This is a genomic window from Streptomyces sp. NBC_01537 (assembly GCF_045040445.1).
Lineage (GTDB): Bacteria > Actinomycetota > Actinomycetes > Streptomycetales > Streptomycetaceae > Actinacidiphila.
The window spans coordinates 4,303,021-4,329,411 of record NZ_CP109392.1; the positions used below are offsets into that span (position 1 = coordinate 4,303,021).

The 26,391-nt window shown below is 70.6% G+C and carries 26 protein-coding genes and 1 riboswitch; of the genes, 12 read left to right on the forward strand and 14 right to left on the reverse strand.

The window, feature by feature from the left end; genetic code table 11:
• Positions 1–110: 110 nt before the first annotated feature.
• The 3 genes from OG607_RS19815 to OG607_RS19825 all read right to left on the reverse strand — a co-directional run bounded on the left by OG607_RS19815 (position 111) and on the right by OG607_RS19825 (position 3,204).
• Positions 111–1,208 (reverse strand): DNA cytosine methyltransferase, encoded by a 1,098-nt coding sequence (locus OG607_RS19815; protein WP_405724819.1) that lies wholly within the window; start codon positions 1,206–1,208, stop codon positions 111–113.
• Between the two features lie 148 nt (positions 1,209–1,356).
• Entirely contained in the window at positions 1,357–2,361 is a 1,005-nt protein-coding gene (locus tag OG607_RS19820) for a DNA cytosine methyltransferase (RefSeq protein WP_405724822.1), read from the reverse strand.
• A 150-nt stretch (positions 2,362–2,511) separates the two neighbouring features.
• Entirely contained in the window at positions 2,512–3,204 is a 693-nt protein-coding gene (locus OG607_RS19825) for an ATP-binding protein (protein WP_405724825.1), read from the reverse strand.
• Between the two features lie 197 nt (positions 3,205–3,401).
• Here OG607_RS19825 and OG607_RS19830 point away from each other — a divergent pair, with 197 nt between their 5' ends.
• The 4 genes from OG607_RS19830 (at position 3,402) to OG607_RS19845 (ending at position 5,346) form a co-directional block, all read left to right on the forward strand.
• On the forward strand, positions 3,402–4,247 hold the full coding sequence (locus OG607_RS19830; protein ID WP_405724828.1) for a helix-turn-helix domain-containing protein: 846 nt from the start codon (positions 3,402–3,404) through the stop codon (positions 4,245–4,247).
• Positions 4,247–4,462 carry a DUF397 domain-containing protein gene (locus tag OG607_RS19835; RefSeq protein ID WP_405724831.1) on the forward strand — a complete coding sequence of 72 codons (216 nt, stop codon included), beginning with the start codon at positions 4,247–4,249 and terminating at the stop codon, positions 4,460–4,462. Before OG607_RS19830 ends, OG607_RS19835 begins: the two co-directional genes overlap by 1 nt.
• A gap of 144 nt (positions 4,463–4,606) precedes the next feature.
• Complete coding sequence (locus OG607_RS19840) at positions 4,607–5,098, forward strand: hypothetical protein (protein ID WP_405724834.1); 492 nt, start codon at positions 4,607–4,609, stop codon at positions 5,096–5,098.
• Entirely contained in the window at positions 5,098–5,346 is a 249-nt protein-coding gene (locus tag OG607_RS19845) for a hypothetical protein (protein WP_405724837.1), read from the forward strand. The genes OG607_RS19840 and OG607_RS19845 overlap by 1 nt, the downstream gene beginning before the upstream one ends.
• Positions 5,347–5,354: 8 nt before the next feature.
• On the opposite strand, the gene OG607_RS19850 is transcribed toward OG607_RS19845, so the two are convergent.
• A complete protein-coding gene (locus OG607_RS19850) occupies positions 5,355–6,257 on the reverse strand; it encodes a PfkB family carbohydrate kinase (protein WP_405724840.1) in 903 nt (300 codons plus the stop codon).
• Between the two features lie 568 nt (positions 6,258–6,825).
• Between OG607_RS19850 and OG607_RS19855 the strand changes: the two genes are divergently transcribed.
• Complete coding sequence (locus tag OG607_RS19855; RefSeq protein ID WP_405724843.1) at positions 6,826–7,554, forward strand: DUF6227 family protein; 729 nt, start codon at positions 6,826–6,828, stop codon at positions 7,552–7,554.
• A 122-nt stretch (positions 7,555–7,676) separates the two neighbouring features.
• Complete coding sequence (locus OG607_RS19860; protein ID WP_405724846.1) at positions 7,677–7,952, forward strand: hypothetical protein; 276 nt, start codon at positions 7,677–7,679, stop codon at positions 7,950–7,952.
• 78 nt (positions 7,953–8,030) lie between these two features.
• On the opposite strand, the gene OG607_RS19865 is transcribed toward OG607_RS19860, so the two are convergent.
• The 5 genes from OG607_RS19865 to OG607_RS19885 form a co-directional block, all read right to left on the reverse strand.
• A complete protein-coding gene (locus OG607_RS19865; protein WP_405724849.1) occupies positions 8,031–9,248 on the reverse strand; it encodes a M23 family metallopeptidase in 1,218 nt (405 codons plus the stop codon).
• Between the two features lie 11 nt (positions 9,249–9,259).
• A riboswitch (cyclic di-AMP (ydaO/yuaA leader) is annotated at positions 9,260–9,411 on the reverse strand.
• 218 nt (positions 9,412–9,629) lie between these two features.
• Positions 9,630–11,003: an extracellular solute-binding protein gene (locus tag OG607_RS19870; RefSeq protein ID WP_405724852.1), complete on the reverse strand. Its 1,374-nt coding sequence runs from the start codon at positions 11,001–11,003 to the stop codon at positions 9,630–9,632.
• Positions 11,000–13,441, reverse strand: coding sequence for a substrate-binding domain-containing protein (locus OG607_RS19875; protein WP_405724855.1), 2,442 nt, complete (start codon positions 13,439–13,441; stop codon positions 11,000–11,002). Before OG607_RS19875 ends, OG607_RS19870 begins: the two co-directional genes overlap by 4 nt.
• Positions 13,442–13,450: 9 nt before the next feature.
• On the reverse strand, positions 13,451–13,861 hold the full coding sequence (locus OG607_RS19880; RefSeq protein ID WP_405724858.1) for a hypothetical protein: 411 nt from the start codon (positions 13,859–13,861) through the stop codon (positions 13,451–13,453).
• A gap of 96 nt (positions 13,862–13,957) precedes the next feature.
• On the reverse strand, positions 13,958–14,284 hold the full coding sequence (locus OG607_RS19885; protein WP_405724861.1) for a hypothetical protein: 327 nt from the start codon (positions 14,282–14,284) through the stop codon (positions 13,958–13,960).
• Positions 14,285–14,413: 129 nt separating this feature from the next.
• On the opposite strand from OG607_RS19885, the gene OG607_RS19890 reads away from it, so the two are divergent.
• From OG607_RS19890 to OG607_RS19905, 4 genes are read left to right on the forward strand one after another with little or no spacing between them, the layout of a single operon-like run.
• Positions 14,414–14,569 carry a hypothetical protein gene (locus tag OG607_RS19890; protein ID WP_405724864.1) on the forward strand — a complete coding sequence of 52 codons (156 nt, stop codon included), beginning with the start codon at positions 14,414–14,416 and terminating at the stop codon, positions 14,567–14,569.
• Positions 14,570–14,573: 4 nt separating this feature from the next.
• Positions 14,574–15,263: a hypothetical protein gene (locus OG607_RS19895; protein WP_405724867.1), complete on the forward strand. Its 690-nt coding sequence runs from the start codon at positions 14,574–14,576 to the stop codon at positions 15,261–15,263.
• Between the two features lie 59 nt (positions 15,264–15,322).
• Positions 15,323–16,258: a helix-turn-helix transcriptional regulator gene (locus tag OG607_RS19900; protein WP_405724870.1), complete on the forward strand. Its 936-nt coding sequence runs from the start codon at positions 15,323–15,325 to the stop codon at positions 16,256–16,258.
• A complete protein-coding gene (locus OG607_RS19905; protein ID WP_405724873.1) occupies positions 16,242–17,288 on the forward strand; it encodes an NAD(P)-dependent alcohol dehydrogenase in 1,047 nt (348 codons plus the stop codon). The genes OG607_RS19900 and OG607_RS19905 overlap by 17 nt, the downstream gene beginning before the upstream one ends.
• Positions 17,289–17,388: 100 nt before the next feature.
• Here OG607_RS19905 and OG607_RS19910 read toward each other — a convergent pair whose 3' ends face one another.
• The 4 genes from OG607_RS19910 to OG607_RS19925 all read right to left on the reverse strand — a co-directional run bounded on the left by OG607_RS19910 (position 17,389) and on the right by OG607_RS19925 (position 23,207).
• On the reverse strand, positions 17,389–19,851 hold the full coding sequence (locus OG607_RS19910) for a lamin tail domain-containing protein (protein WP_405724876.1): 2,463 nt from the start codon (positions 19,849–19,851) through the stop codon (positions 17,389–17,391).
• Positions 19,852–20,088: 237 nt separating this feature from the next.
• Positions 20,089–21,294, reverse strand: coding sequence for a hypothetical protein (locus OG607_RS19915; protein WP_405724879.1), 1,206 nt, complete (start codon positions 21,292–21,294; stop codon positions 20,089–20,091).
• Between the two features lie 25 nt (positions 21,295–21,319).
• Complete coding sequence (locus OG607_RS19920; protein ID WP_405724882.1) at positions 21,320–21,832, reverse strand: SigE family RNA polymerase sigma factor; 513 nt, start codon at positions 21,830–21,832, stop codon at positions 21,320–21,322.
• Between the two features lie 172 nt (positions 21,833–22,004).
• A complete protein-coding gene (locus tag OG607_RS19925) occupies positions 22,005–23,207 on the reverse strand; it encodes an IS110 family transposase (protein WP_405719032.1) in 1,203 nt (400 codons plus the stop codon).
• Between the two features lie 209 nt (positions 23,208–23,416).
• On the opposite strand from OG607_RS19925, the gene OG607_RS19930 reads away from it, so the two are divergent.
• Together OG607_RS19930 and OG607_RS19935 are read left to right on the forward strand one after the other, a co-directional pair.
• A complete protein-coding gene (locus OG607_RS19930; RefSeq protein ID WP_405724885.1) occupies positions 23,417–23,914 on the forward strand; it encodes a superoxide dismutase family protein in 498 nt (165 codons plus the stop codon).
• A 54-nt stretch (positions 23,915–23,968) separates the two neighbouring features.
• Positions 23,969–24,946: a zinc-binding dehydrogenase gene (locus OG607_RS19935; RefSeq protein ID WP_405724888.1), complete on the forward strand. Its 978-nt coding sequence runs from the start codon at positions 23,969–23,971 to the stop codon at positions 24,944–24,946.
• 42 nt (positions 24,947–24,988) lie between these two features.
• Here the strand turns inward: OG607_RS19935 and OG607_RS19940 are convergent, their stop codons facing one another.
• Complete coding sequence (locus OG607_RS19940) at positions 24,989–26,299, reverse strand: hypothetical protein (protein ID WP_405724891.1); 1,311 nt, start codon at positions 26,297–26,299, stop codon at positions 24,989–24,991.
• Between the last annotated feature and the right edge of the window lie 92 nt (positions 26,300–26,391).

Here is a 26,391-nt window from a genome sequence, read left to right on the forward strand (position 1 = left end):
GCACGGACCTCTTCGAGATGTTCCTGTCGGGGCCCCGGTTCAGTTGTCAGGCAGCCCAAGTCGGGCGCAGAACCCAGGGTGGTGAGGCAGGGAGCGGGCCTGCTGACGGGCTACCCAGCGTGAGACGTCTCCAGCGCGCTTGCGAGTTCAGCGTCGAGGCCCAGCGCGGCGGCGAGGACGTGCATGCCGAAGCGCGGTGGAACGGCGTTGCCGATCTGCTGGGCGATGACGCTGCGCACACCGTCGACACTGGCGTCATCGCCGTTGCGTCGCCGCCACGGGTAGTTCGCCGGAAATGTCTGCAGCTGCCCCAGCTCGGCCAGCGAGAACTCGCCGAGCTTGTGCCCATTCCACTCCAGCTTGTTGCGCGAGCCCTTGCCAGTCACGGTCGCCGAAGGCTGATCGTGCCGCCGTCGCCCGCGAGCCTTCGGATCCCCTCCTGTGCCGTAGTTGGAGACCACCTCGAAGGGACCCCGGCGGGCCAGCACGTCGCCCATCGTGACCCAGCGTTTGAGCTTGGGGTCACCCGCGTCGCGCCGGAGGCTGGTGCTGTAATGGCAATGCGTGGGCGCGGGCAGCTTCGGCTCCTCTTGCAACGGCGCTCCCGCGCCAGACCAGCGCGCGATCATGATCGCCCTGCGGCGTGTCTGCGGCACGCCATACTGTTCGGTCCGTAGCACCTTGGGCTCCGCGACCTGATAGCCCTTGGTCCAGAGAATGTTGGCGAACGCCTTCCACACCGGAAGGACGGCCGGGACCTGCTCGAGAATGATCGCTTGATAGGGCGTCCCTCTGAGCAGCGCCTCGAGCGCCCACCGCAAAGGCTCCAACACCAAGCCTGTGCGGTCGTCACTGAGCTGCTTCAGCTCGTCGCGGATTGCTGCGAAGTCCTCGATGCGCGCAACCTCGGCGTACCGCTCGGCGAACTTCAACACCTCATCCAACGCGGCACGTCCCTCACCGGAGCCGGCCACCGTGAAAGTCTGACAGGGCGGGCCGCCAACCAGCACGTTCGCGTCCGGGAAGTCTGTTGGTCCGAATTCCCGCACATCTCCGCATCGCGTACGCAAATCTGCGGCGACGCGAGTGGCGCACGCGTCCTCGTCCCATTCGATTCCCATGACGACCTTCACGCCCAGATTTCGAGCGGCCACGTCGAACCCGCCCGGGCCGGCGAATAGATCGACGATCTTGAAGGTGTCGGACACACGCAATCCTTGCGGGATAGGGAAGGGAGCAGTTCTTCGTTCTGGCTGCCCCAGGTCACGGGCATTGAGCTGCCCCATGGTAGTCGGCGCCGAGGCAGCTCACACCAGCGTTCGGGTGACGACGGCATGCGGCCCGCTCGCGCAGCGGTCATGCAACCGCCAGGGCCTTGGCGATCGAGTGCCCCAGAACCTCGGCGACTGGCGGCGGCATCGCGTTGCCGACTTGTCGGTACCGGGCGGTCTTCTTACCCGCCACATACCAGTCGGGTGGGAAGCCCTGGAGCAGGGCGACCTGGTCCACGGTCAAGGGCATCATGCCGCGACGTCCGAGCGCAGGATCCCAGTGGAAGTCCGGGGCCGGGACGTCGTCCGCCACCGTGCCTCCGTCGACGCCCATACGGGCCCAAGACCTCTTGGCGCCCGATGGACCGAGATCGGGCCCACCGCGCTCCCACGACCCGCCGACGATCGTCGGCGCCACTCGGTCCGCCTGCGCCACCCATTTCGGTGCTTCCGTCCAGCCGCGCGCGGCCATGGAGTGGCTGAGAACTTGCCCGACGGTAGACGGAGGCTCGTGCACAACCTCGGGCAATTCGAAGGCGTCGATCAGGTCCCCCTTGAAGGCAATCAGAAGGCCCAATTCACGCTTCTGCGGCACACCGTATTCGGCGGATTCCACTACCTGCCAGCGAAAGCGGTAGCCGAGATGCTCCAATTCATCTTCCAAAATCCTGCGAGCCTGGGCATGGACCACTTTGGTCGCCAGATCCGGAACGTTCTCGATAAGCAGAGCCTTCGGCTGAACGGCATGCATGAGGTACGCCGTCGCCTTCAGCAGTTCCAGCTCCGGTGCGTCGTCGCGCCTACGGCTCACCGCAGCCGCAGCCTTCACCCGGGGCAGGCCGGCGGAGACGAGGTCCACGTCGTAGCACTGCGGATGCTCGTCGGGAAGGAACTCTATGAGGTCCTTTTCGAGCACGTGCCACTCCGGCCGGTTCGTCCGCAGCGTCTCGCATGCGACGGAGCGGTTCTCGATCAGCAGCACCGGGTCGAACCCCGCCCGCTCCAGCCCGAGCGCCGCGCCTCCCGCGCCGGCACAGATCTCCAGGGAGGTGAACCGGCGTCCCGCCCCGCTGGCACGGGCCGTACCCATGGTCGATCACCGTCCTTCCACCCTCGAACATCGGCTGACACGCACGGATCACCAAACCAGAGATGGCGAGAGGTGACGAGACGTCAAGCCATCCCTACGGGTCCAGCAACGGTAACGCCAACGGGGCCGAGACCGAGGAGCGGGAACTAATCAGGTCCCACGTTCTGCACACCCTGGCCGACCCACGGCTGACCAGCATGAGGCACCCAAGTCTGACTCGAAGTGCATCTGCGCACGATCGAGGATGTCATCCGGATCGCAGCCCCTGTCGGCGAGCCAGTACAGCAGGTCCGTGATCAGGGCTGTGGCTGTTTCGGCTACTGCGGGGACGCTGTGGATTGGCAGGACCTCCGGACTGCGCCACTGGAGGGCGTAGAGCTGGATGAGAGTTGTGCCTCGCTCGACTCGTTGCCGAACCAGGGATTCCTCTTGGGCGAGGTCCGGGCGGGAGAGGTCACAGCAGACGGCTTTGCCGGACACCGTGGAGACCGCGAACCAGCTATTGCTGATGGCCGCCACCAGGGCCAGACCACGTCCGGACTCTTCGCAGGAGTCAACCTGGCGACAGCGAGGAAGGACGGGGCTGGTGTCGTGCATCTCGATGCGGAGGTGGTCGGCGTCATCTTCTATCACCAGAGTTGCCGCGGATCCCTCGCCGACGTGCCGGATCACGTTGGTGGCGAGTTCGGAGACTGCGAGTTGGGCGTCGTCGACGATGGCGGAGGCGTCCCATGCGGCGAGCTGGAGGCCGACCGCTCGGCGTAGGCCCGCGACAGCTCTCGGCTCGGCTTCGAAGGGGAAGACGCACTGACGGCGGGGTTCGCTGACTCGGTAAGAGGGCACGGCTACCAGCCCCTTTCGAGGGTCACTAGGCGTACGCGCTCATTAGCGCTCTGCGAGCGAGTATTGCATGAGATGTTCCGCCATGTAACTTCTCACAAGATTTCTCTGGGTGAATCTGGTGGTGTATCAGCTTGGCGGGGACATAGCCTTGTTACCGCTGATCAAGCGGGGGCCGACGCCGAAGGGGAGTAGCTGCCATGACCGCGAGAGCCACGACTCGTCGCCGTCAACTCGGCGCAACTATGCGGAAGCTGAGGGCTCGCAAGGGCATGACTCTCGAAGAGGCCGGGGGTCTTGTCGGGGTTTCCAAGGCGACGGTGAGCCGCTATGAGACGACCGAGGGACCGGTCAAGTGGCCCATCGTCGATGCGCTGTGCCGCGAGTACGGCGCGAGCGAAGCGGAGCGCGAGGCCGTCGTGAGCATGGCCAAGGGCGCCAAGCAGCAGGGCTGGTGGAGTTCATTCGCGGACTCGATCCCGGAGAGCATGAATCTGCTGCTCACCCTTGAGGACGAGGCCACGCGCGAGGACCACTTCGCCTGCCTCTACGTCCCTGGCCTGTTGCAGACCCGTGGGTACAACGAGGCCATCCAGCACGCATCGGAGATGCGACTGCCGCCGGGGGAAATCGAGCGGCTGGTGGACATTCGCATGAAGCGGCAGGACATCCTCACCCGTCCGAGCCCGCCCCATCTGTGGGCGGTGCTCGATGAGTCGGTGATCCGTCGGGTGGTCGGGGGCCGGGATGTCATGCGGGAGCAACTGGCGCATCTGCTGACTGCCAATGAGGCACCGAACATCACCCTCCAGGTGTTGCCGTTCTCCAAGGGTGCGCACTCTGCGGCGATGGGAAGCTTTGTCATCCTCGGCGGAGGCGAGCCGACCTTGGACGTCGTATACGTCGACATCCATGTTGGGTCACTCTTCATGGAGAAGGAGGAGGAGTTGGCGCGCTACCGATTGGCGTTCGACTACCTGCGAGCGCAGGCGCTGGACATGACTGCCTCCTCGGCATTGATCGAGCGGGTCCGTGAGGAGCTGTGATGAGTGCGTTGACTCCGCCGGTGCCGCCGGGGGCGTGGTTCAAGTCCTCCTACAGTGGGGCGGGTACGAGTGAGTGCCTGGAGACGGCCGTCCTGCCGGACCTCGTAGCCGTGCGGGACTCCAAGGACGCGGCAGGCCCAGTGCTGACGTTCTCGCGGGGCTCCTGGAGCGCATTCGTTGCGTCGGTGGAGCAGGGGAATCGACCGAACGCGTAGTTCCTGTTGCAAAGTTGCCGCTTAAAGGTTCCTGCAACACCCCTGGGGGCGACCTTGTGTCACTGCCCTGCAACATCACGTATCGCGTGATCCCCGGCCTGCGTTTCCGGTGCATCTGAAGTCCAGGGCACCGGAGGTCCCGCCATGCGCCGAGTTGCAGAGTCCAGCCGCTTTGTCCCGGGCCGCCTGCTGATGGTGATGTCGACGGTGGCGCTCACGCTGGCCGCAGCCGCATCGCCTGCGTCGGCGAGCGCCGTCGGGTACGGCAAGGTCGCGGGCTACTGCTTCGAGGCGAAGGGGACGCAGATCTGCCTGCCGTCCACGACGATCGGGCACTTCATCAAGGGGTCGGGGCGCACCATCACCCGCGAAGAGGCGTCGATCCAGGACACGCTCGGTGCGGACACGGCGGGCGGGCGCTGGTGCAACTGGCGGATCGACTGGCGCTATTCGGACACCGACGGGCACACGTATCTGACCAGCCAGGGCCGGGTGAACCACAAGTGCGCCGATGTGAGCTCGATGGGCCGCATCGACACGACGCGGCGGACGTTGAAGCACTACGGAAAGGCATGCGCGGACTTCTACGCCGGCGGAGCCAGGCGCGGGACGCAGTGCCACAACATCATCGAGTAATGAGGCTGATCAAGGCGATGGGCAAGGAACTTCATCCCGTATGGCAGGGCAAGCTGGTCCGCTGGCTGCTGACCGCCGTGCTGAGCTTTGTGGTCGCGGGCGTCTTCGTACCCGTGTGCCTGGCGCTGCTGCCGGACAGCGTGGAGCGCTCGCTGTCCGACGGTGCAGTGGCGCTGCTGGTGCTGGGAGCGGGGTCTTGCCTCTGCGCACTGGTGCTGTGGAGGACGGCTTCGCGAGAGCGCGCCTGAGCCAGGCCTTACGGAAGCCCCGGAGGAACGGGGGCTTCCATCCACGCCCGCGTCCCGAAGGACGCGCACGCGCGGCTGGCGACTTCGGCGGCCTGGGCGAGGGCGCGGGTGAAGCGGTGGGTATCCAGGGGGGCGGCGTCGGCAAGGTGGTGGGCGAGGGCGCCGTGGAGGACGTCGCCGGCGCCGAGGGTGTCGAGGACGGGGAGGTGGGGGACGGGGAGTTCGCCGGTGGCGTCGGGGGTGGACCAGAGGATGGGGGCGGGGCCGCGGGTGATGGCGGCGTAGGGGACGCCTTGGGCGTGGAGGTAGGCGAGGGTGCCGGAGGGGGTGGGGGACGGGGCGGCGGGTGGGTGGAAGTCGGCGGAGCAGACGGCGACGTCGATGGAGGGCAGGAGGTGTTCGGTGCGGGGTTTCCAGCTGCCGCCGTCGAGGAGGGTGAGGCAGCCGAGGGCTCTGGCGGCCGGGGCCACGGCGAGGGCGAGATCCATGTGGTGGGCGTCGAATGCCACGAGCGAGGCAGCTTCGATGAGGGCGGCTGGGTCGCGTGGAAGCGGGAGCGCACTGTGCTGGGAGGCGTTGATGGAGGCTACGGCACGTTCACCGGTGCCGGCGGTGACCAGGATCGAGGAGAGGGCGGGGGGTTCGGGGGAGGCCTGGGTCAGGTCGATGACGTTGACGCCCAAGTTGGCCAGGTCGTGGGTGATGGCTGCGGCAAGAGGGTGAGAGCCGATCGCCGTGAGGAGGGTGGCATCACTCCCGAGATGGCTGTAGGTGGCGGCGGCGTTCGTTGCGGGGCCGCCTGCGGCGGTGAGCTGGGCGAGGGCGGTGAGTTTTTCGTTCGCGGCCGGGACGTGGGGCACGAGCTGGATCAGGTCCAGAGTGCAGAGTCCGACAAAAAGGGCACGGGGCATCGGTCAGTGTAAGGCTGCGGAGGCCGTGTCGGTGGGGTAGCGGGAAACGTCGGGCGGGGTGGGCCGGCAGGTGGGTGACTGCGGTTGGGGGATGGCGGGTTTCGAGCTACGAGCGGTGAGGTTGAGCCGAGATGTTGCGGTTGTTGATGATGGCTGGAGCCAGTTGCGTGGTGGCGGTGCTGGCGGTGGTGGGCGGGGTGGCACTGTTGCCGCGGCAGACGGCGGATGCGGTGTCGGGGGCGCCGCTGGGGTGGGTTGTTATCGGGGTGGCGGGGTTTGTGTTCGCGTTGATGGCGAAGCGGTCGCGCGGGAGAGGTTGAGGGGCGCCTAGGGCTGGGGCGGGCGCCCCTTACGCACGGCCTACGCATACTGCGGGACTATTTTTCTGGGAGGGCCCTTCGCTGAGCGCGGTCGTGCCATTACGCTGAGTGCCCACTCATTGTGGCAGCGGGGACGTGCGGGGACGGTACGAGATGGTGAGCGGGAGGACCGCATGGGGAACGCACGACCGGGAGAGGCGGGGCCGGGCTCTGGGCCGGGGCGGCCGGTAGGCGGGGAGGGGGTGGGTGTGGAGGAGTTGCTGGCGCGGGCCGGGAATGGGTTCGAGATCGGCGACGAGGTGCTGGAGCGGCTGACCACCGCGCTGATGGCCCACACCGAACTCGCCTCGTTCCGGCAGCGAAAGGGCCCGCCGAGGAAGCTGAGCCGCCGGACGCTGCGCCACAACTACCTCCTGCAGGACGGGAGTTCTCTCGTCCTGTGGGAGATCGAGCACAACACCGGGCCGGGCGACGACCGCCGGCACGAGGTGTACGAGGACCAGGTGTCGCTGGCGGCGGCGCAGTATCTGATCGACGCGCGCTTCGGCGACCCGAGCCCGGAGGAGCTGGAGGCGGAGGCGGCGGAGTGGCTGGCCCGGCTGCCCGAGCTGGCGGCGCTGGAGCTGCCGCAGTGCCCCCGGCAGTACACGGAGGAGCACTCGGCGGACCACGCGTGGCGGGTGCTGCGGCGGGCGGAGAACCAGGACGCGCCCGGGGAGCGGATGCGGCGGTTACTGCTGTCGGCGATCGGCCACGACATCGCGTACGTCACCGGGCGGCATCTGCGCGCCTGCGGGCGGGTGGTGGGCTGGACGCTGTACGAGCACGCGTTCCTGCTGGCGACCGGTGAGGAGGTCAGCCTGTGGGAGATCGAGCACACGATCAATCCCGAGGGGCGGCCGGTGTGCGAGGTCTACGAGGACGAGCGGGTCGCGTGCGACACGGCCGACGGGCGGCTTGAGGGGTTACAGGGCTGACGCAGGCATGGCGGGGTGCTTCCGCACGCCCGGTGGCTCCCATTGCGGGAGGGGCCGGGCTCGCGCAGATTGGTACGTAGGGGTGTAAATACGTACGTAGATGTGCGAACGGAGGCCGCCTAATGGCGATCCTGGTGGAGATCGAGTTCCCGGGTGCGACCGCTCTGCAGTACGAGGAGGTACGCAAGCTGGCCGGGGTCGGCGACGGCAAGCCGCCGGGCGCGATCTCGCATGTGGCGATAGCGGGGGACGACGGGCTGCGGATCGTGGATCTGTGGGAGACGGAGGCCGACCTGAAGGCGTTCCTGGAGGTCGTTCTGCCGCTGACCCAGCAGGTCGGGATCCAGCAGCCGGCCGAGCAGCGGAGGATCTCGCCGGTTTACAACTACGTGGTGTAGCCCTCGGCCCCCGGAGGCCCCCAAACCGAAGGCCCTGCTGTCGGGGGTGTCAGCAGGGCCTTCGGGGCTTCTCGGGGCTCAGACCTGCAGGCCCTTGGCGCGCAGCCACGGCAGCGGGTCGATGGGGTCGCCGCCGCCGGGGCGGACCTCGAGGTGGAGGTGGGGGCCGGTGGTGTTGCCGGTGGAGCCGACGCGGCCGATGGTGTCGCCGGTGGAGACCTTGCCCGAGGTGACGGTCATCGAGGAGAGGTGGCAGAACCACAGCTCGGTGCCGTCGTCGAGGGTGAGGATGATGCGGTAGCCGTACGAGCCGGCCCAGCCGGCGGAGGTGATGGTGCCGCCGTGAATGGCCTTGACGGGGGTGCCTGTGGGGGCGGCGAAGTCCTGGCCGGTGTGGGTGGACGACCACAGGGAGCTGGACTCGCCGAAGCCGGCGGTGAGGGTGTAGGACGCGACCGGCTTGACGTACTGCTTGGCCAGGACGGCGAGGCGGGCGGCCTCGGCCTTCTTCTTGGCGGCAGCGGCGGCGGCCTTGTGGGCGGCGGCCTGGGCGCGGACCTTCTCGGCGGCGACGGACTTGGCTTCCGCGACGGCGGCCGCGTTGTCGGCGGCGTACTTCTGTGCGGAGGCCTGGTCGAGGATGCGGGTGCGCAGGGCTTCGCCCGCGTCGATGCCGAGGTTGTCGGCCGGGTCGGCGGCCGGCGTCTCGTCGGCGCTCACCAGCGCTCCGATGCCGGGGACGCTCGACACGTCGGGCAGGTCCGGCAGTGAGACGGCGAGCGGGTTGTGGCCCTCCGCCGTAGCCACGCCGCTGCCGACGCCGAGGGCGGCGACCGCCGCGACACCGAAGACGGCGGACCCGCGGCGGCGGCCGAACAGGCCCGGCTTGGCGACCTTGTGGCGGCCGCGCGGAGGGGCGGTCGACTCACGGGTGGGGTTCCAGGTCTCGTACGGCGTCTCGGACGGCTCGCCCGGCTCGTACGGCGCTTGGTACGACTCGGCCTGCTCGTGGGGCTCGGGGGCCTCGTCCTTGGCGGCTGCTTCCGCGGCCAGTTCGTCGGCCATCAGCCCGGCGGCCGCGGCCGCCTCGCGCAGCTCGGCCCAGCCGGCTGACATGTTCCACTCGGCGGTGTCCCAACCGTCGACGGCGTTCTTGGTGGGTGCGGCCTGTTCGGTCGCGGGGGGCGTCCAGCCGGCCGCCATGTTCCACTCGGCGGTGTCCCATTCGACGTACTGGTGCTGCTGGTCCTGGTGCTGCTGGGCCCCGGGTATTAGGGCAGGGTTGTTCGACGCCACGCGTGCGTTGTCCTTTCCTTCCTTCTCGCCTACCGGGTTAGCTGACGGGTTCGGAGCAGGAAGGTCTCCTACGGAGGCCGCCTCGTTGCCGCGAGGCTGCCCCTGATTCACCCCAAGTGGTGGTTCCCCGGTTCCCGCGGACGGGATTCGGCAATGCCGCGCGGTGCTGTCTGTTCGACGGCGGGACGACCGCGCTGCGTTATCGAACGTTAATAGAGGCGCGGGTGAATTCCAAGCCCGTTCAGGGAGTTCACAGCAGGAATCTATGCGGATGGAACGGGTGTATGGGGGCAAAGGTTTGCGACTGCTGTGACCGGAGGGAGATGTGAGTATGCGTCAGATGTTATGGGGGGCTTACGCACGGTCACCCGCCGTGACGATTCAGCGACCGCCCAGCGCTCTGGCCAGCCGTTCCTGGAGTCGGTGCGCGGTCGCGTCGACTCCCGGGTCGTGGGTGGCGAGCATGCGATGTACCTCACGTTGGACAAGTCGGGTGAAGGTGACGTAGTGGGCGGTAGCGGGTCGAGCGCGGGCCTCGCGCAGGGCGCACCACAGGAGGGTGGTGTAGCCGGGGCGCTCCCCCTCGTGGGATGGGGAGGCGGACGGCTCGGAGCCCTTGCGGACCGGGCGGTCGTAGTACCAGGCGGCCGGGTTGGCGGGGGTGCAGGCGGAGTCCTCGACGCCGTACGCGGAGCGGCGGGCGGGCGCGAAGCCCGCCTGGAGGAGCTCGCGTTGGCTTGAGCGGCTGGTGAGGAAGCGGATCAGCTCGGCGGCGTCGTCCGGGCGGGTGCTGGTCGCCGAGACGCCCAGGCTCTGGCCGCCGAGGGCCGCCACGCCGGGGAGGCGGGCGACGCCGAAGCGGGTGAGCGGGGAGGAGGGGTCGAGGGCGGCGTCGAGGCGGTTGTACGCGTACGGCCAGCTGCGCATCAGGACGCTGGCCCCCTGGGTGAACTGGGCGAGGGAGACGGATTCGTCGGCTTCGAGGGAGGCGGGGTTGAGGTAGTTGGCGGTGGTGAGGCGGTTGAGCTCGTCCAGGCCCTTGCGGAGGTCGTCCTCGGTGCCGGTGTAGCGGCCCTCGCCGTCGACGAGGTTCACGTCGGCGGTCCAGAAGGCTTCGAGGGTGTTGACGGTGAGGCCCTCGTAGGCGGCGAGCTGGGTTGTGTACGTGTTGTGGGAGAGCGGGCGGACGGCGGCGAGCAGGTCGCCGACGGAGTGGTAGGCGGCCAGGTCGGAGGGGCGGGTGCCGGACTTGAGGAGGTCGTCGGTGCGGTAGTAGAGGAGGCCGACGTCGGTGTTGAAGGGGACGGCGTAAGTGCGGCCGTTGCGGCGGCCGGCGGCCGCCGCCTGGGGGAGGAAGTCGTCGTCGGGCAGGGCAGACGCGGGGAGCGGGCGGATGAGGCCGCTGTCGGCGAACTCGGGAATCCAGGTGACGTCGAGGTTGACGACGTCGTAGGTGGCGCTGCCGGACTGGAGGGCGCCGATGAGTTCGCTGCGCTGGTCGTCGGTGGCGTTGGGAAGCTCGACGATCCGGGCCGGGCGGGTGGGGTGGAGCCGGTTCCATTCGTCGATGAGGGTGCGGCGTACGCCGGTGCCGGCGGGGCTGCCGGGGGTGGTGAGGTCGGCGCCGCTCGCGACGAGGAGGGGGCGGGAGGTGTCGGGGGACGGCCCCGGTGGCTGGGCCGTCGTGGTGGCGCAGGCCGCCGTCAGGGCGAGCAGGGCAAGCAGGGCGGCAATGAGGGCTGACCGCGGGCTCATCTCAGCGCCTCCACCAGGGCGTCGGCCAGATCCTGCGACGTGTCGACGCACGCACCCCCGTGTGCCGTCACCGCCTTGTTGAAGGCCAGCGCGCAGCCGAAGTCCTCCAGGGACACCACGACCACCGGGACCGGCGCTCTCGGCTGCGCGGCGCGGGGGCTGTCCTCGTCGTCCGTGATGAGGACGAGGAGGGAGTAGCCGCTGGGGACGCTCTGCACGGTGGAGGCGATCGGGGCGTCGCGGCCGACCGGCTTGAGACGGCTGAGGGCGGTGTCGCGCTCCCCGGCGGAATGGGTGCCCAGCGGGAGGACGGTGCCGCCGGGGACCGCGCTGATGGCATAACGGTCCGTGCTGCCGAGGGAGTTCGCCGCCCGGGTGACGAGGGAGTCGATGGTGCCGCGGGAGTAGGCGGAGGTGGAGAGGTCGATGGCGAAGAGGATGCGGCGCGGGGCTTCGCCGGAGGCGGCGTAGGACTGGAGGAGGCCGGTGAGGCGGCGCAGCGGGACGGCGGCGCCCGTGGCCAGGGCGGGGTGGGCGTAGAAGCGGTAGGTGGCCAGAGGGGCGCCGAGGGGGGTGGACGCCGGGCGGAAGCCCTCGGCGGCGAGGTGGTGCCGGCCGGCGGGGGAGGTGAGCCAGGACAGGAGGCGCTGGACGGCGGCGGAGCGGTCGGGGAGGTCGGAGCGGCCGGTTTCCCAGGTGACGGGGATGTAGGTGAGGTCGAGCGGGGGGACGTCGCGTGGGTAGTAGACGGCGTAGGGGTCGGTCTGGTTGCCGAGGCAGGGCGGGCGGGAGTCGAGGCCGGGGGTGACGGCGGCGGCGACGGTGGACTCGGCGGTGAGCAGGGCGAGGCGCTGGGGCGGGGAGTCGATGAGGCCGGCGCGGGCCTGGCAGGCCAGTTCGCGGTCGTCGGCGGCGCCGGAGCCCAGGGAGCCGGTCACTGGCAGGTGCAGGAGCGCGGCCTGGGCCGCGTCGGAGGAGCGGGGGTCTGCGCTGCGTACGGTCATGCCCTTGGCGCGGGCGGAGGTGACCAGTTGGGCGAGGGTGCTGCCGCTGCGGGAGACGCCGGGCAGGTCCTCGGTCGCCGCGACGACGGCCGGGGAACGGGCGAGGGTGTGCGGGGTGCCGAGGGCGAGGGCGCTCTCGGGGCGCTCGGTGGCGTCGCGGACCCGGGTGTACGCGGCCGTGGACTCCGGGATCCAGATGTCGGGGTGGGCGCCGACGTCGACGAGCGGGCTGCGGCAGGCCGTGTCGTCGGCCGCGCAGGCGTGCTCCGGCTCCGCCCACGCGGCCGAGTCGCGGAAGGCGGCGATCGCCTTGTCCGTCGGGGCCGCGTAGACCGTGGTGTTGATCTGGCCGCAGCCCTGCGGGCGGGCGCCGTCCGCGGTGAGCGGGATGGTGGCCTCGGTGCTGTCCTGGAAGGCGTCCAGTACGGAGGCGAGCGCGGCCCTGGTCTCCGGGGAGGACAGCACGCGCAGCTCCAGCGGGGCGGGGCACAGCGGCGCCGGGCGGTTGGCGATGGCGTAGCCGGTGACGCCGCCCGTGAGGAGGGCGAGGGCTAGGCAGCCGCCGGTGACCCGGTGCCACAGCGGCTGGCCGGGGCCGGCGGTCCAGGTCCAGGCGAAGGCGGAGTACCCGGCGAGGCGGCGCAGCCGGCGGCGTACGCGGTCCAGGGCGCGCTGCCAGGCGGGCGTGGGCCTGGGCCGGCGGGCCTGGGACAGGACGGTGTCGCCGGCGGCTGCGCTGGAGCGCTCGGTGGGCTGCCAGGGGTCGTAGTCGGCGTCGGGCAACGGCGGCTGTTCGGCGGCGAGTTCGCCGAGGCGGATGCCCAGGGTGCTCACGGTGACCGGGTCGTGGGTGTGGGTGCCCTCGCTCAGTACGCGGACGAGGGCGGCGGTGAAGGGGGTCGGGTCGATGCCGTCGCCCTTGTGGATGCGGGAGCCGACCCGGGAGGAGGTGAGGAGGGAGAAGGGCCGGTCGGGGAGCGGGACGAGGCCCGCGTTGCCCGCGAAGCAGCAGTCGAGGACGAGGACGACGCGCTCGGCGCGGGAGCCCGCGAGGAGCTGGAGCAGGGCGGTGTACGGGATGCCGTCGAGGCGGGCGTCGGTCTTGGTGGACTCGCGGGTCATGAGGTAGAGCTCGGGGCGGTCGCCGGTCAGGTCGAGGTGGCCGTGGCCGGTGAAGTAGCAGAGGAGGAGGTCCTGGGCCTGGGCCACGCTCGTACGGATGGCTTCCAGGGCCCGGTCGCGGGTGCAGGGCTCCGCGAGGGTCTCCACGGTGCGCGGGATGAAGCGGCCGAGGGCGTCGGAGGTGAGGGCGGCCCGCAGGGCGGTGGTGTTGGCGTAGGCGGAGGGGATGTTGGCGAAGTCCCCGGCGTGCTCGTACTTCGCCACGCCGATCAGCACCGCCCGGGAGCGGGACGCGAACGGCTCGTAGGCCATGGGGCGCCCCTACTCCTCGATGGCCTGGCGGACCCGGGCCGCCATCGCCTCCAGTTCGCCACGGGTGAGGGTGTCCCGGCCGGTCAGGACCACCCGCACGTCCTGCACCTGGACGGTGACCTCCAGGTCGTCGGCCGGGCGGGTGTGGAGGTGGTCGTACACGCAGCGCAGCAGGGTCAGCGCGGTGACCTGCAGCGTCTCCTGGAGGACCTGGACCATCAGGTCGTAGCCGATGCCCATCGTCTCGCCGGCCGGGCGCTCGCGGTGCGCCAGGAGCGGGGCGAGGTCCTCGTCCATCCGGAGCCACAACTCCAGGCGGCGCAGATCCTCCGCCGGGTCCTCGGCCCCGGCGAGCGTCACCGTGATCGGCTCCATCGGCCTGTTCGTGTTGTGCGTGCTGTCCGTGCTGTCCGTGGACATGCGCGTGCCGCCTCCCCCGTCGTCCCGTCGACGTGGCGTCCCGTCATCACCAGCTTACGCTGACGTGTCGTCATTTGCCTCTGGGTCACCACCTCTTCACACCGCCCCCCGGAAAGCCACCGCCAGTGCCACCGGCGCCGCCGCCGCGCACGCCCCGAGCACCGCCAGCCGGCCGGCCTTGCTCAGACCCCGCACCCTCGGGGTGGCCCGGACCACCAGGCAGACCGCGACCGAGGCCGCGAGCGGGCCCAGCCCGTAGAGGGCGGGCCACAGATCCCACCTGGACTCGGCGGCCCGTACGTACCAGATGACGAACACGGCCCAGAACGCGAAGAAGCCCAGCGCGAGGATCGCCACGCCCCAGGCCAGGACCGCGGCAACGGTCTGGGCCGGCGTGGAGTGGGGTTCGTCGATCTCAGTCATGGCAACAGGTTGGCCGGGCAGCCGCCGGGGCGCCTGAGTACGCGTGCTCAGGTCTGTGCTCATTGGGGGTGCTCTGGTGCGGGCCCGCGAGCTGAGTCATCATTCCGGAAGAGCCCGAAGGAGGCTGCGATGAAGCTTGGAAAGCCCCTCGCGACCGGATTCGCGGAAGAAATCGACGACGAGACGGTCACGGCCGAGGCCGCCGTGATCCCCGACGAGACCCACGCCCCACAACCGGTACGGCTGGAGTCACCAGAGCCGGTCGAGGCCACCGCAGGCCGGTGAGCCGGTGAGACTGTTCCGCGAGCGGCTGCCGCAGGAGCGTCCCGCGGTGCCGCCGACCGGGTACAAGGTCGCCTTCCCGATGCTGTCGTGGGACGGTACGAGAACCGGGTTCCGCGGGGTGTCGCTCGGCGGGCGGATTGTCTACGGGGCGCTGGACGAGGCACGGTGCGGCTACGGCCGCCGGCACGGCAGCCCCGCGCGGGGCTGCGACTGCGGGTTCTACTGCCTGCACTCGGCGGCGGAAGCCCAGGCGCTGACCTGTGCCACGGATTGCCGCGACGCGGTGATTCTGCAGGTCAGCGTGCTGGGCGCGTACACGCGGTACGAGCGCGGGGTGCGGTATGCGCGGCAGCGCGTACGCAATGTCCGGGTCGGCGCGTGCCGGTGCGGGCGGGCGGCGGAGGCGTTCGTACGGACCGAAACGGGCCTGCCGGGGTGGCGGGAGCTGCGGGGCACGTGCGTGCCCTGCGCGGGCGGGCTGAGGCTGCTGGAGCTGCGCGAGTTCGCGGCGCTGGCGGGGGCGTGGGTGAACGTCACGACGGCGGTCGCGGACCCGGTTCTCACGCAGGGCGCCCAGGGCGCCCAGGACGGGCTGCCCGCGCTCGCCGCCGAGGCGGCGTTGCTGCGGGCACGGCTGGACGAGTTCCAGGAGCGGCTGGCCGAGCTGGAGGGCGACCCGCCGGCCGCCGGGTAGGTCTGACAGGGCCAGGTTGGGTGCGCTGAGGGAGCCCGCGACCGCCAATACTGGAACCCATGGATCACAACGCCGAGCTCAGAGAGTTTCTGCGGACCCGCCGCGCGCGGCTGAGTCCGGAGGAGGCGGGGGTGCCGGTCGACGGGACCCCGCGCCGGGTGCCGGGGCTGCGGCGGGAGGAGCTGGCGCGGCTGGCGGGGGTCAGTACGGACTACTACACCCGTTTGGAGCAGGGCCGGCACCTGAATGTGTCGGAGACGGTGCTGGACGCCGTCGCGCGAGCCCTGCGGCTGGACCCGGCGGAGCGTACGTACCTCTTCGAGCTGGCCCGGCACCGCCCCCGCGCGGCCCGGAAGCGCCCCGGCCGGCCGCAGCGGGTCAGGCCCGAGGTGCGGGCGGTCCTGGACGTCCTGGACGCGGGCGGCTCCCCGGCGTTCGTGCTCAACGGCAACGGGGACATGCTGGCCACCAACCGGCTGGCCCGGGCCCTGATCACCGACTTCGACGCGCTGCCGTTCCGGGACCGGAACATGGCCCGCTTCATGTTCCTCGACGGCGCCGCGCGCGAGCTGTACCGCGACTGGGAGAAGTACGCCTCCGAGATGGTGGCCAGCCTGCGCCTCGCCGCGGGCCGCGACCCCGACGACCGGCGGCTGAGCGAGCTGGTCGGCGAACTGACCATCAAGAGCCCCGAGTTCCGCGCGTGGTGGGCCGACCACGACGTGCGGGAGAAGACCAGCGGCGTCAAGCTCTACCACCACCCGGTGGTCGGCGACATGACGCTGCGCTACGAGAACGTCGCCTTCCTCGGCGACTCCGGCCAGACCATGTGCATCTACACCGCGGAAGCCGGGTCGCCGTCGGAGGCCGCGCTGCGGCTGCTGGCCAGCTGGACGGCCGAAGCCCGGCCCGAACCCGAACCCGAAGCAAGCAAGGCGCCCGCGAGGGACGCAGATATCGCAGATATGAGGAGCAAGCGTGACCACCACCGTTAACGCCTACGCCGCCCCCGCCCCCAAGGCGCCGCTGGAGCGGACGACCATCACCCGCCGCACGGTCCGCGAGCACGACGTGCTGATCGAGATCGCGTACGCGGGCATCTGCCACTCCGACATCCACCAGGCCCGGGAGGAGTGGGGACAGGCCTCCTTCCCCATGGTGCCGGGGCATGAGATCGCCGGTGTCGTGACCGAGGTCGGCCCCGGGGTGACGAAGTACGCCGTCGGGGACCGGGTCGGCATCGGCTGCTTCGTCGATTCCTGCCGGGAGTGCGAGAACTGCCTGCGCGGGGAGGAGCAGTACTGCCTGCGCGGCAACATCCCGACGTACAACGGCGAGGGCTTCGACGGCGAGAAGATGTACGGCGGCTACAGCAGCCACATCGTCGCCGACGAGAACTACGTCCTCCGGATCCCGGACGGCCTGAGCCTGGATGTCGCGGCCCCGCTGCTCTGCGCGGGCATCACGCTCTACTCGCCGCTGGCCCGCTGGAACGCGGGTCCGGGCAAGAAGGTCGCCATCGTCGGTGTGGGCGGGCTCGGCCACATGGGCCTCAAGATCGCGCACGCGATGGGCGCCGAGGTGACTGCGCTGAGCCAGTCGCTCCGCAAGAAGGACGACGCGCTGCGGCTGGGCGCGGACCACTACTACGCGACGAGCGACCCGGCGACCTTCGAGGAGCTCGCGGGGACGTTCGACCTGATCGTCAGCACCATCTCGGCCAACTACGACGTGGGTGCGTACCTCTCGTTGCTGAAGGTGGGCGGCACGCTGGTCAATGTCGGCGCGCCCGACACGCCCAGCTCCTTCCACCTGTTCTCGCTGATCGGCGGCCGCAAGTCGCTCGCCGGCTCGATGATCGGCGGCATCCAGGAGACCCAGGAGATGCTGGACTTCTGCGCGGAGCACGGCCTGGGCTCGGAGATCGAGGTCATCGCGCCGGAGCAGATCAACGAGGCCTACGAGCGGGTCGTGGCGAGCGATGTGCGGTACCGGTTCGTGATCGACGTGGCGTCGCTGCGGTAGTCGATGACGTGCGGGTCGCGGGTGGCTGCTCGCGCAGTTCTCCGCGCCCCTTGAAAGCCTCGTGGGCCCCCGGGCAGTTGCCCGGGGGCCCACGACTGCTTTACCTGCGGTGCTTGTACGCCTTCTGGCCGCAGTCCTTCACATCGATCCGGACGACCTGGGGGTCGTGGTCGCTCGCCTGGTCGGCGAACTCGGAGTTGATGTGCACCACGTCGTAGTCGTAGTGCGTGATGGACGGGCTGGTGAGGATGTGGTCGAGCGTCTGGCTGTTGCCGTCGTAGACGTAGCTGTAGCGCTCGCTCACCGGGAGGGTGTTGATGAGGTCGGTGAGGACGTCACCGTCATCGGTGAGGGTCTTGACGGCGTCGGAGAACTCGTAGTCGTTGAGGTCGCCCGCGGCCACGATCTGGGCCTTGGGGTCGGCGGCGAGCAGGGAGTCGACGAAGGCGTTCTCCTCCTCGGCCTGCAGCTTGCGCTGGGTCTCCGAGGAGCGGGCCGGCTCCTGGTAGCGGCCGTGCAGCGGCTGGTCGCCGCCCTTGGAGTTGAAGTGGTTGGCGATGACGAACACCGTCTCGCCCTGGAACTTGAACTCGCCGACGAGGGGCTTGCGGCTGCTGTTCCAGGCGGTGCTGGTCGGGTCGATGCGGCCGGGCGAGGCGGAGAGGTGGGCCTGGCCCTTGCGGTCCTTGACGACGGAGACGGCCGTGGTGGAGGCGTCGCCGGTGGAGGCGCGGTCCACGAACTGGACGCGGTGCTCGTTGAAGAGGAAGACCTGGCGGATGTTGCCGCCGGGCTCGCCGCCGTCCTGGTCGTTGACCGGGTTGATGTAGCGCCAGGAGTACTGGGGGCCGCCGGCCGCGACGATGGCGTCGGTGAACTTGGTCAGGGTCGCCTCGGCGGAGACGGTGCCGTCGTCGGTGGCGCCGTTGTCGTCCTGGATCTCCTCCAGGGTGACGATGTCGGGCGAGGAGAGGTTGGTGACGACGCCCTTGGCCAGGCGGGCGAACTTGTCGTCGCTGTCGGTCGGGTCGAGGTTCTCGACGTTGTACGTGGCCAGCGCCAGCTCCTGGCCGCGCTGCTTGCGCGTCACCTCCTGCTTGAGGCCGTTGTCGACGGCCGTGCCGGTGGTGGCGGAGGAGGGGGCGAGCAGGTAGCCGCCGTAGGAGGCGTAGTCGACCGGGCCGGTGGTGGTGCCGGACAGCTCGTCGCCGACGTTGAGGGTCGGGGTGGAGCCGTCGGCGGCGACGATCTCGATGCGGCCGGTGTTCTGCTGGTCGTAGGCGCCGTAGATGGTGCCGCCGCGCTTGGTGGGGTGCTCGTCGGGCTTGGCGGTGACGAACATCTCGCCGTACTCGTTGGTGGCGCCGACCACGCGGGCGTCGGTGACCTGGGCGCGCTCGCCCTCGATGGACTCGTAGAAGTCCTGGGAGTAGACGGTCGGCTGGAGGGTCAGGGCCTCGATGCTGCCGCCGTCGTTGGTCGGGGTGTACGAGCCCGGGATCGTCGAGTCGTCGAGGACGACCGCGTCCGGGAGGGTGTTGCCGGTGGACAGGGTGGTGGAGACCGGGCTGCCGATCTCGGTGACCGACTGGGTGCCGGTGGCCGGGTAGTACTCCGAGACCTTGCCGCTGACCAGGACCGAGTCGCCGACGGCGACGGTGGGGGCGGCGGAGCCGGTGTAGACGAACACGCCCTCGCTGGTGGCGGGGTCGGCGTCCGGGGTCGGGTCCTGGATCCAGTAGCCCTTGCTGCCGCTGGTGCGGACGGCGGTGACGATGCCGGGGACGCCCACGACGCTCTGACCCTTGAGGGGCGAGACGCGGGTGGTGCCCTGGATGTCGTGGATCCGGAAGGCGCCGGGCGCGGTCGGGCCGCCGGAACCGCCGCTGCCGGAGCCGGTACCGCTCGCGGTGTCGCCCGCGCTGTTGGTGGCGGTGGGCGTACCGGCGGTGAAGTCGGCCGAGTTGTCGTCGGTGTCGGCGAGCGAGGCCGCGCGGGACACGGAGTTGGTGTTACTGGCGGCCGGCGCGGCGGTGCCCTCGCGGACGACGGCGGCGCCGTAGCCGAGGAGGTCCACGACGTTGGCGTCACCGGTGCAGTCGGCGACCGTCTTGCAGGTCAGCGCGGTGGTCGACTTGACCAGGGCGATCGTGCCGCTGGCGGCGGCCATGGCGATGCTGCCGGTCGCGTCGGCGGTCGGCAGGGCCGTGGTGCCGCCGGCTCCCGCGCCTTCGGAGACCAGGTAGCTGCCGCCGGGGGCGAGCGAGCCGGTCAGGGCCGTGACCTGCCAGAGCGAGCTGGCGGAGGCGGACGCCGGGAGGTACTGGATGCTGTAGCCGTCGAGGGCGTACGCGCTCGTGGAGCGGTTGGCCAGCTCGACGAAGTCATTGGTCAGCGTCGCGCCGGAGTTCCCGCCGCCGCCGTACGCTTCCGCGATCACGGCGGTCGCCGACGGGGTGGCGAAGGCCGCGGGCAACGGCGCCACGATGACCGCCGCGGTCGCGGCCGAGGCTATGAACGCGGCGCTGGCTACGCGCGTTGCGCTGGGTCTGTGAAGCGGCACGAGGGTGACTCCTTCAACGTGCGTCGACAACCGACGTCCGGCTGGCATGGGCATGATCAGCCACCCCCTGCCGGTGGCTGGCTGAAACCATGCGATCGGCTGAGGTTACGCGCGTAGAAATGGGCACGACAAGTGGCGTGCGGTTAAATCTGCGAGTCGGGTATCTGACGGGTCGTCCAACTCCGTGTACGGGACAGGCGACGGTATGCCTGCCCCGTACACGGAGATTGCGGGACGTCAACCCAGCTTGGCCCACTTCGCGTTGGTGGCGATCGCCTGCAGGTCGCTGATCGAGATCGCCGGCTTCGAGCGCGAGGGCGCGTCGTGGTAGCCCGGCGCGTTCAGCTCGGAGACAGCCACCCGCAGCCCGTTCGGGCGGACCGTGTCGACGATCCACTGGACGGTGCCGGACGCGCCCTTCTCCGCGGCCCCCTGCCTCACGATCACCTTCGTGCCGTCGGTCAGGACGGTCGCGTCGGCGAAGATCGCGTCCGTGTAGCCGTCCTTGCCCCAGTTCTCGTAATTGATCTCGACCAGGCTCGCGCCCTTGCCGTCGTCGACCGTCAGATCCGGGAAGTCGTCGGTCTCGGCGGGGATGGTGCCGCTCATGCCGTACGGCAGCATGCTCTGGAAGGCGGCGATGATCGTCTTGACGGAGACCGTGTCGGGGGCCTTCGGCGTCGCTGTGGTCCTCGACTCGGGAAGCGCCTTGAAGACCTTGTCCCAGACCCTGGAGGAGACGATCGCACGCAGCTGCTTGGCGGACAGCGGCGGATCGGTCCGGGTGATGGCCGCGCCCTTCTCGGCGGAGGAGTTCCACTCCTGGAGGTCGATCCGGCGGCCGTCGGCGGCGGTGAGGATGGCGTTCCAGTCCTTGGTGTCAACCCGGCGGTCGGAGTACTCGTAGCCGAGGTTGAGATAGAGCTGCCCGCCGCCCGCGAGCTGGGTGACCGAGCAGGTGGCGCCTTCGGCCGCGTAGGCGGGATCCGGGCAGGTCGGCGGGTCGGTGCTGGCCCGGCTCAGGCCGAGGGCGATGGCGGATGCGCCCTTCCCGTCGTCGTATACGAGATTCGCGACCGCGCCGTCGGCGCCCAGAACGCTGCCGCTCTCCTGCGAGAACGTCCCCTTGGGGAGCTGCTTCTTGAGCAGGGCGACCACCTCGTCGCCGGTGATGATCGTCTTCGTCGCGCTCGACGAGACCGGTGCGGCCGGTGACGCCACTCGGGAGCTCTTCCCCACCTCCCCCGTCCCCAGCCCCGCTAGGACGAAGCCGCCCACGCCCACCAGGGCGAGCCCCGCCGCGCCCGCGACGATCGCCGTCGTACGGCGCCGGCGCAGGACGCGGCCCCGGGCGGCGCCTGCGGTGACCAGGGACTGGGTGTCGGTGTCGAAGGTGTCAGCGGTACGGCGCAGAGCGGCGCCGAGTTCGTCTTCGAATGGCATCGTGGACCACCCTTCCGTGGTGCGTTCAGACGATGAGTTCGGCGAGGCTGCCGCCCAGCAGCTCACGCAGCTTGGCGAGCGCCCGCACGCTGCGGGTACGTACCGCGCTGGAGCTGGCGCGCATCGCCTCGGCGGTCTCCTCGACGCTGCGGTCCTCCCAGTAGCGCAGCACCACCACCGCCCGGTCCTTGGCCGGCAGCCGGCCGAGCGCGTCGAGCAGCGCGAGCCGAAGGGCCGGGTCCCCGGCGGCCTCCGGGGCGCTCGGCGCGTCGGGGAACTCGCTGGTGGGCCGCTCGCCGCTGCTGCGGCGGCGCTGGTGGCTGAGGAAGGTGCGTACGAGCACGGTCTGGGCGTAGCCGGCGGGGTTGTCGATGACCGAGATCCGCCGCCAGGTCAGGTACATCCGGCCGAGGGTCTCCTGTACGAGGTCCTCGGCGAAGTGCGTGTCCCCGCTGGTGAGCAGGCACGCGGAGCGGAATAGATGGCCTGCGCGGTTGGCCGCGAAGTCCTGGAATCCGTCCGAGTCCGCGTGTGTCATGTCCTCCCCCATCGTTGCCGACACTTCATTGACGCGATGGGGCGGGGGAAATGTTGCACGGCTGTTTTGGCAACCCGTTCGGCGCAGCCGCGCGCGCTTCGCGCGCAGGGCGCGCGGAAGGTGGATGGGACGAGTGTGGATGGCACGACCAAGGAGAATCTCAATGATCGTGTCAAGCCGTCTGCGTGACCGGCGGGGCGGAGGTGAACAGCCTCTTGTCACGCAGCATCGCCCAGAGCACGTCGACCCGGCGGCGGGCGAGCGAGAGCAGGGCCTGGGTGTGCAGAAGGCCCTCGGATCGCTTTTTGAGGTAGTAGTCCCGGGAGGGCCCGGGTCGCATCATCGCGGTCTGCGCCGACATGTAGAAGATGTGTCGCAGGCGCCGGTGGTAACGCTTGGGCCGGTGGTAGTTGCCGGTGCGGCGGCCGGAGTCCCGGGCGACCGGGGCCAGGCCGGCGTGGGAGGCGAGGCGGCCAGCGTCCTTGTAGCCGCCCAGGTCGCCGACGATGGCGACGAACTCGGCGCCCAGGATGGGGCCCATGCCGGGCATGGACTCGATGATCTCGGCACGGTCGTCGGTGCGGAAGGTCTCGCGGATCTCCCGGTCGTTGTCCTTGATCCGCTCGTCCAGCGCCAGGAGCTGGTGGGCGAGGTCGCAGACCAGCTTGGCGGCACGTTTCTCGCCGGGCAGCGCGGTCATCTGGGACTGGGCAGCCTCCACGGCGTTGGCGGCGACGACGTCGGCGCCGCGGACCTTGCGCCGCTCCAGCCAGGTCGTCAGCCGCTTGACGCCGATGCGCCGCAGAGCGGCCGGGGTCTGGTACTCGGTGAGCATGACGACGGGGCCTTTGGCCGCGGAGTAGTCGAAGGCCCGCTCCAGGGCGGGGCAGATGCCCACCAGCAGGTCACGCAGCCTGTTGATCAGCCGGACCCGGTCGGTGATCAGGTCGGCGCGGTACTTCGTCAGCAACTGGAGGGTGGAGACCAGCTCGGGCGGAGTGTCCAGCGGAGCGAAGTCCCGGCGCATGCGGGCCTGATCAGCGATGACCCTCGCGTCCTTGGCATCCGTCTTCCCCTCGCCCCGGTAGGCCCCGGACATGCGGTTGACCGTCCGGCCGGGCACGTAGACGACCTGCTGGTCATGGGCGATCAGCAGAGCCAGCAGCAGCGTGGACGCGCGGCCGGAGATGTCCACCGCCCACCGCACCTCGTCGGCCTTCTCCTTGGCCGTTTCGATGAGCGTCAGGATCTGCGCTTCATCGTTGATCACCTTTGTCGAGAACAGCGTCTCCCCGTCGGCATCCACCGCCACCGCCCAGTGATGCCCCTTGCCCGCATCGATGCCGACCCATATCCGTGCGTGAAACGTGCTCAAGCCCGTCCCTCCGTTCCACCGTGACCAGAACTTTCACGGCCCGCAGAACACTCCGCCGACAGGTCCCTAACCAGCGATGACCGCAGTTCTCAATCAGTGGTCGGAGCGTCCCGGAGGACCGGGCGGCCATTCTCCTTGAGCCATCAACGGCAACCCAGCATCAGCCACACCCGGTCCTCCTGGACCGCCAACATTCTTAGGGACCCCCCATGCGCTTTCGCCACGCGCTCGGCGCGGCCGCGGCCGCTGCCCTGTCCATCGTCCCTATGGTCCTCGCGGCCCCCGCCCGGGCCGCCGCCGACCCCTTCTTCCCGGTCGCCGTCGTCCTCGGCCGCTTCGCCGCCCCTGACCGGGCCGAACCCGAGCCGGCCGCCGTGACCTACGACCCCGCCGCCGTCCCGGTCGGCGCCTGGGCTCTCGTCACCGAGCGCCACCTCGACGGCGGCGGCACCCGCGTCATCCTGCGGCTTCGCGGCCTTCCGGGGGACGGGCGGGCGTACGAGGCCCGCGTCCACACCAAGTCCTGCGGCCCCAAGCCGGCCGACGCGGGGCCCGAGTACGCCAAGCCCCTCAAGCTCGACCTCACCGCGGACCGGCTGGGCCAGGGCATGGGCGAGGCGGTGGTCGCCTGGCGCTTCGGGGCGGGCGGCGCGCGGTCCGTGGTGATCGGGGACGGGCTCGCGTGCGTCAGCGTGCGGTTCGTCTGACGTCCGTCGACCCCTTCTTGACCTCAAGCAGGCTTGAGGTCGCAGGCTGACGGCATGCGAATAGTCGAAGCGGTGCGGTTCGGAGAACCTGACGTACTGGTCGCCCGGGAGGTGACGGACCTGACAGCGGGGCCGGGGGAGGCCGTGGTCGGGGTGGCGGTCACGGATGTGATCTACGTCGAGACGCAGATCCGCAGCGGGTGGGGCCGCGATTACTTCACGGTGGAGCCGCCCTACGTGCCGGGCGGGGCCTTCACCGGGCACGTGCTGTCAGTGGGGGCGGACGTGGACCCGGGCTGGGTCGGGCGACGCGTCGCCGCGCGCACCAATGCGGCGGGCGGGGGCTACGCCGAGCAGGCCGTCGTCGCCGCTGACGCGCTGATCGCGGTGCCGGAGGAACTCGGACTGCCGGAGGCGGCCGCGGTGCTGACGGACGGTCCGACAGCGCTCGGCCTGCTCGACGCCCTGCCCCTCCGGCCCGGCGAACGGGTGCTGATCCTCGCGGCGGCCGGCGGCATGGGGACGCTGCTGGTCCAGCTCGCCCATGCCGCGGGGGCGTACGTCATCGGCGCCGCACGCGGCAAGGCCAAGCTCGACCTCGTCCGTGAGCTGGGCGCCGACGCCGCCGTCGACTACTCCCTGCCGGACTGGACGGCCCAGTTGGGCACCGTGGACCTCGTGCTGGACGGCGCCGGCGGTTCCGTGGGCCGCGCCGCCTTCGCCATCACCGCGCCGGGCGGCCGGTTCTCCGCCCACGGCGCCCCCAGCGGCGGCTTCGCGCCGATCGAGGCGGCGGAGGCGGAAACCCGGGGTGTGGCCCTGCGCGGCATCGCCGAGCTGCAGTTCCCGCCGGAGGAGGTACGGCAGCTGGCCGAGCGGGCGTTGGCGGAGGCGGCTGCGGGCCGGTTCCGGCCGGTCATCGGGCGGAGCTTCCCACTGGAGCGGGCAGCGCAGGCACATGCGGCGATCGAAGCGCGGGAGGTGCTGGGCAAGACGCTGCTCGAAGTGCGGCCCGCGGCGACGGTTCGCTGAGCGACCGCCGCCGCGAGCCGGCGGGACCTATGGACGTGCGCGTCAGCCGCGGACCTCGCTGACGGCGGCGCCCAGGGCCTCCTTGATACGCGGCCCGATGCGGGCGAAGCCCAGCTCCTTCATCGCGGCGCGCAGCAGCTCGTCGTCCGTCCGCTTCTCGCCGTCGGTGTCGATCCACCGGACGACCGCGGTCAGTTCCTCCGGGCTGTACGCCGTCACCGGCTTCCCCACCGTGATCGACGGCTTGCGCGGCCGCCGCGGACGGCGAGGCTGCGGCACGGCGACCGGCTCGGGCTCGGGCGCGAGCTCAGGCGCGGGCGCGGCCTCGACGACCGCGACGGGCTCGGGCTCGGGCTCCGTGACCACCTCGACGACGGGCTCGGGCTCGGGCTCGGAGACCACGACGGGCTCGGCGACGACCTCGGCGACGGGCTCTTCCACCGGCTCGGGCTCCGCCACGGCCTCGGCAACCGGCTCCTCGGCCCGGGGCTCCGGCACCGTGACGGCCTCGACGACCGGCTCGACGACCGGCTCGGCAGCGGCCTCCGCCGCCGTGAGCTCGGCGTAGAGCGCGTCGAGCCCCTCGGCCGGGAGGCGGTCGCGGAGGGACCGGAGCGCGGGAAGGCGGTAGAGCGTGCCCTCGTCGGCGGCGAGGCGGTCGAGGAGGTCGGCCAGGTCGTCGAAGGCGAGGGCTTCGAGGTCGCGTTCGGGCTGAAGGAGCTTGCCCAGGGCGGCGAGTCCGGTGCTCGTCGCCTGCACGGCTTCGGCGGCGGTGTTGATCAGCTCGGCGTCGTCGGGCAGGGCCGGGGCTCCGGCGTCGGCACCGGCGAGCGCTGCCCACTTGGTGCGGTCCTCGGCGGCGGCCGTGAGCGCGGCGTGCAGTGCGCCGGACCGTGCCCAACGCGAGGAGGCGAGGCCACGCGCCCGGCCCCGCAGGGAACGGCGGCGCAGCAGGGGCACCTTCACCCCGCGCTCCTTGCGCCAGGCGCCGTTCGCCGTGGCGGCGATGAGCTCGTCCAGGTCCTCGGTCTCGTACGCCTGCGGGCCGAGCGCGGCGAGCGTGCGGCGCACCCGGATCAGCAGCGCGACGGCCCGGCCGGTCTCACCGACCGTGCCGGGGGCGCCGACGAGCGACGATGCCGCCTCCCGTACGGCGGGCAGGTCCCGGCCTCGCAGCTCGGCGAGGACGGTGGAGGCGGCCCGCGCCTCCTCCGGGGTGCTGATGGTGTCCACGCCGGCGTACCAGGCGTGGGTGTCGGCGGTAAGGGTGAGGCCGCCGAGGTCCGCGTAACTGCGCAGGTCCTCCCGCAGTTCAGTGGTGAGGGAGGAGGTGGGCGAGGAGGTTGCGGTCATATGAGGTCCGGTTCCAAGCGAGGAGGGCGTACGACGGCGCAAGGCAAGGCAGCAGCAGAGCCAGCGCAGCACAGGATGACAAGCCAGCTGGC

What these genes read in the sequence shown, in the direction of transcription:
- OG607_RS19820 (WP_405724822.1), bottom strand. Translation starts at nt 2,361, where the DNA reads ATGGGTACGGCCCGTGCCAGCGGGGCGGGACGCCGGTTCACCTCCCTG.
- OG607_RS19830 (WP_405724828.1), top strand. Translation starts at nt 3,402, where the DNA reads ATGACCGCGAGAGCCACGACTCGTCGCCGTCAACTCGGCGCAACTATG.
- OG607_RS19835 (WP_405724831.1), top strand. Translation starts at nt 4,247, where the DNA reads ATGAGTGCGTTGACTCCGCCGGTGCCGCCGGGGGCGTGGTTCAAGTCC.
- OG607_RS19840 (WP_405724834.1), top strand. Translation starts at nt 4,607, where the DNA reads ATGCGCCGAGTTGCAGAGTCCAGCCGCTTTGTCCCGGGCCGCCTGCTG.
- OG607_RS19845 (WP_405724837.1), top strand. Translation starts at nt 5,098, where the DNA reads ATGAGGCTGATCAAGGCGATGGGCAAGGAACTTCATCCCGTATGGCAG.
- OG607_RS19850 (WP_405724840.1), bottom strand. Translation starts at nt 6,257, where the DNA reads ATGCCCCGTGCCCTTTTTGTCGGACTCTGCACTCTGGACCTGATCCAG.
- OG607_RS19860 (WP_405724846.1), top strand. Translation starts at nt 7,677, where the DNA reads ATGGCGATCCTGGTGGAGATCGAGTTCCCGGGTGCGACCGCTCTGCAG.
- OG607_RS19870 (WP_405724852.1), bottom strand. Translation starts at nt 11,003, where the DNA reads ATGAGCCCGCGGTCAGCCCTCATTGCCGCCCTGCTTGCCCTGCTCGCC.
- OG607_RS19875 (WP_405724855.1), bottom strand. Translation starts at nt 13,441, where the DNA reads ATGGCCTACGAGCCGTTCGCGTCCCGCTCCCGGGCGGTGCTGATCGGC.
- OG607_RS19880 (WP_405724858.1), bottom strand. Translation starts at nt 13,861, where the DNA reads ATGTCCACGGACAGCACGGACAGCACGCACAACACGAACAGGCCGATG.
- OG607_RS19885 (WP_405724861.1), bottom strand. Translation starts at nt 14,284, where the DNA reads ATGACTGAGATCGACGAACCCCACTCCACGCCGGCCCAGACCGTTGCC.
- OG607_RS19890 (WP_405724864.1), top strand. Translation starts at nt 14,414, where the DNA reads ATGAAGCTTGGAAAGCCCCTCGCGACCGGATTCGCGGAAGAAATCGAC.
- OG607_RS19900 (WP_405724870.1), top strand. Translation starts at nt 15,323, where the DNA reads ATGGATCACAACGCCGAGCTCAGAGAGTTTCTGCGGACCCGCCGCGCG.
- OG607_RS19915 (WP_405724879.1), bottom strand. Translation starts at nt 21,294, where the DNA reads ATGCCATTCGAAGACGAACTCGGCGCCGCTCTGCGCCGTACCGCTGAC.
- OG607_RS19920 (WP_405724882.1), bottom strand. Translation starts at nt 21,832, where the DNA reads ATGACACACGCGGACTCGGACGGATTCCAGGACTTCGCGGCCAACCGC.
- OG607_RS19930 (WP_405724885.1), top strand. Translation starts at nt 23,417, where the DNA reads ATGCGCTTTCGCCACGCGCTCGGCGCGGCCGCGGCCGCTGCCCTGTCC.
- OG607_RS19935 (WP_405724888.1), top strand. Translation starts at nt 23,969, where the DNA reads ATGCGAATAGTCGAAGCGGTGCGGTTCGGAGAACCTGACGTACTGGTC.
- OG607_RS19940 (WP_405724891.1), bottom strand. Translation starts at nt 26,299, where the DNA reads ATGACCGCAACCTCCTCGCCCACCTCCTCCCTCACCACTGAACTGCGG.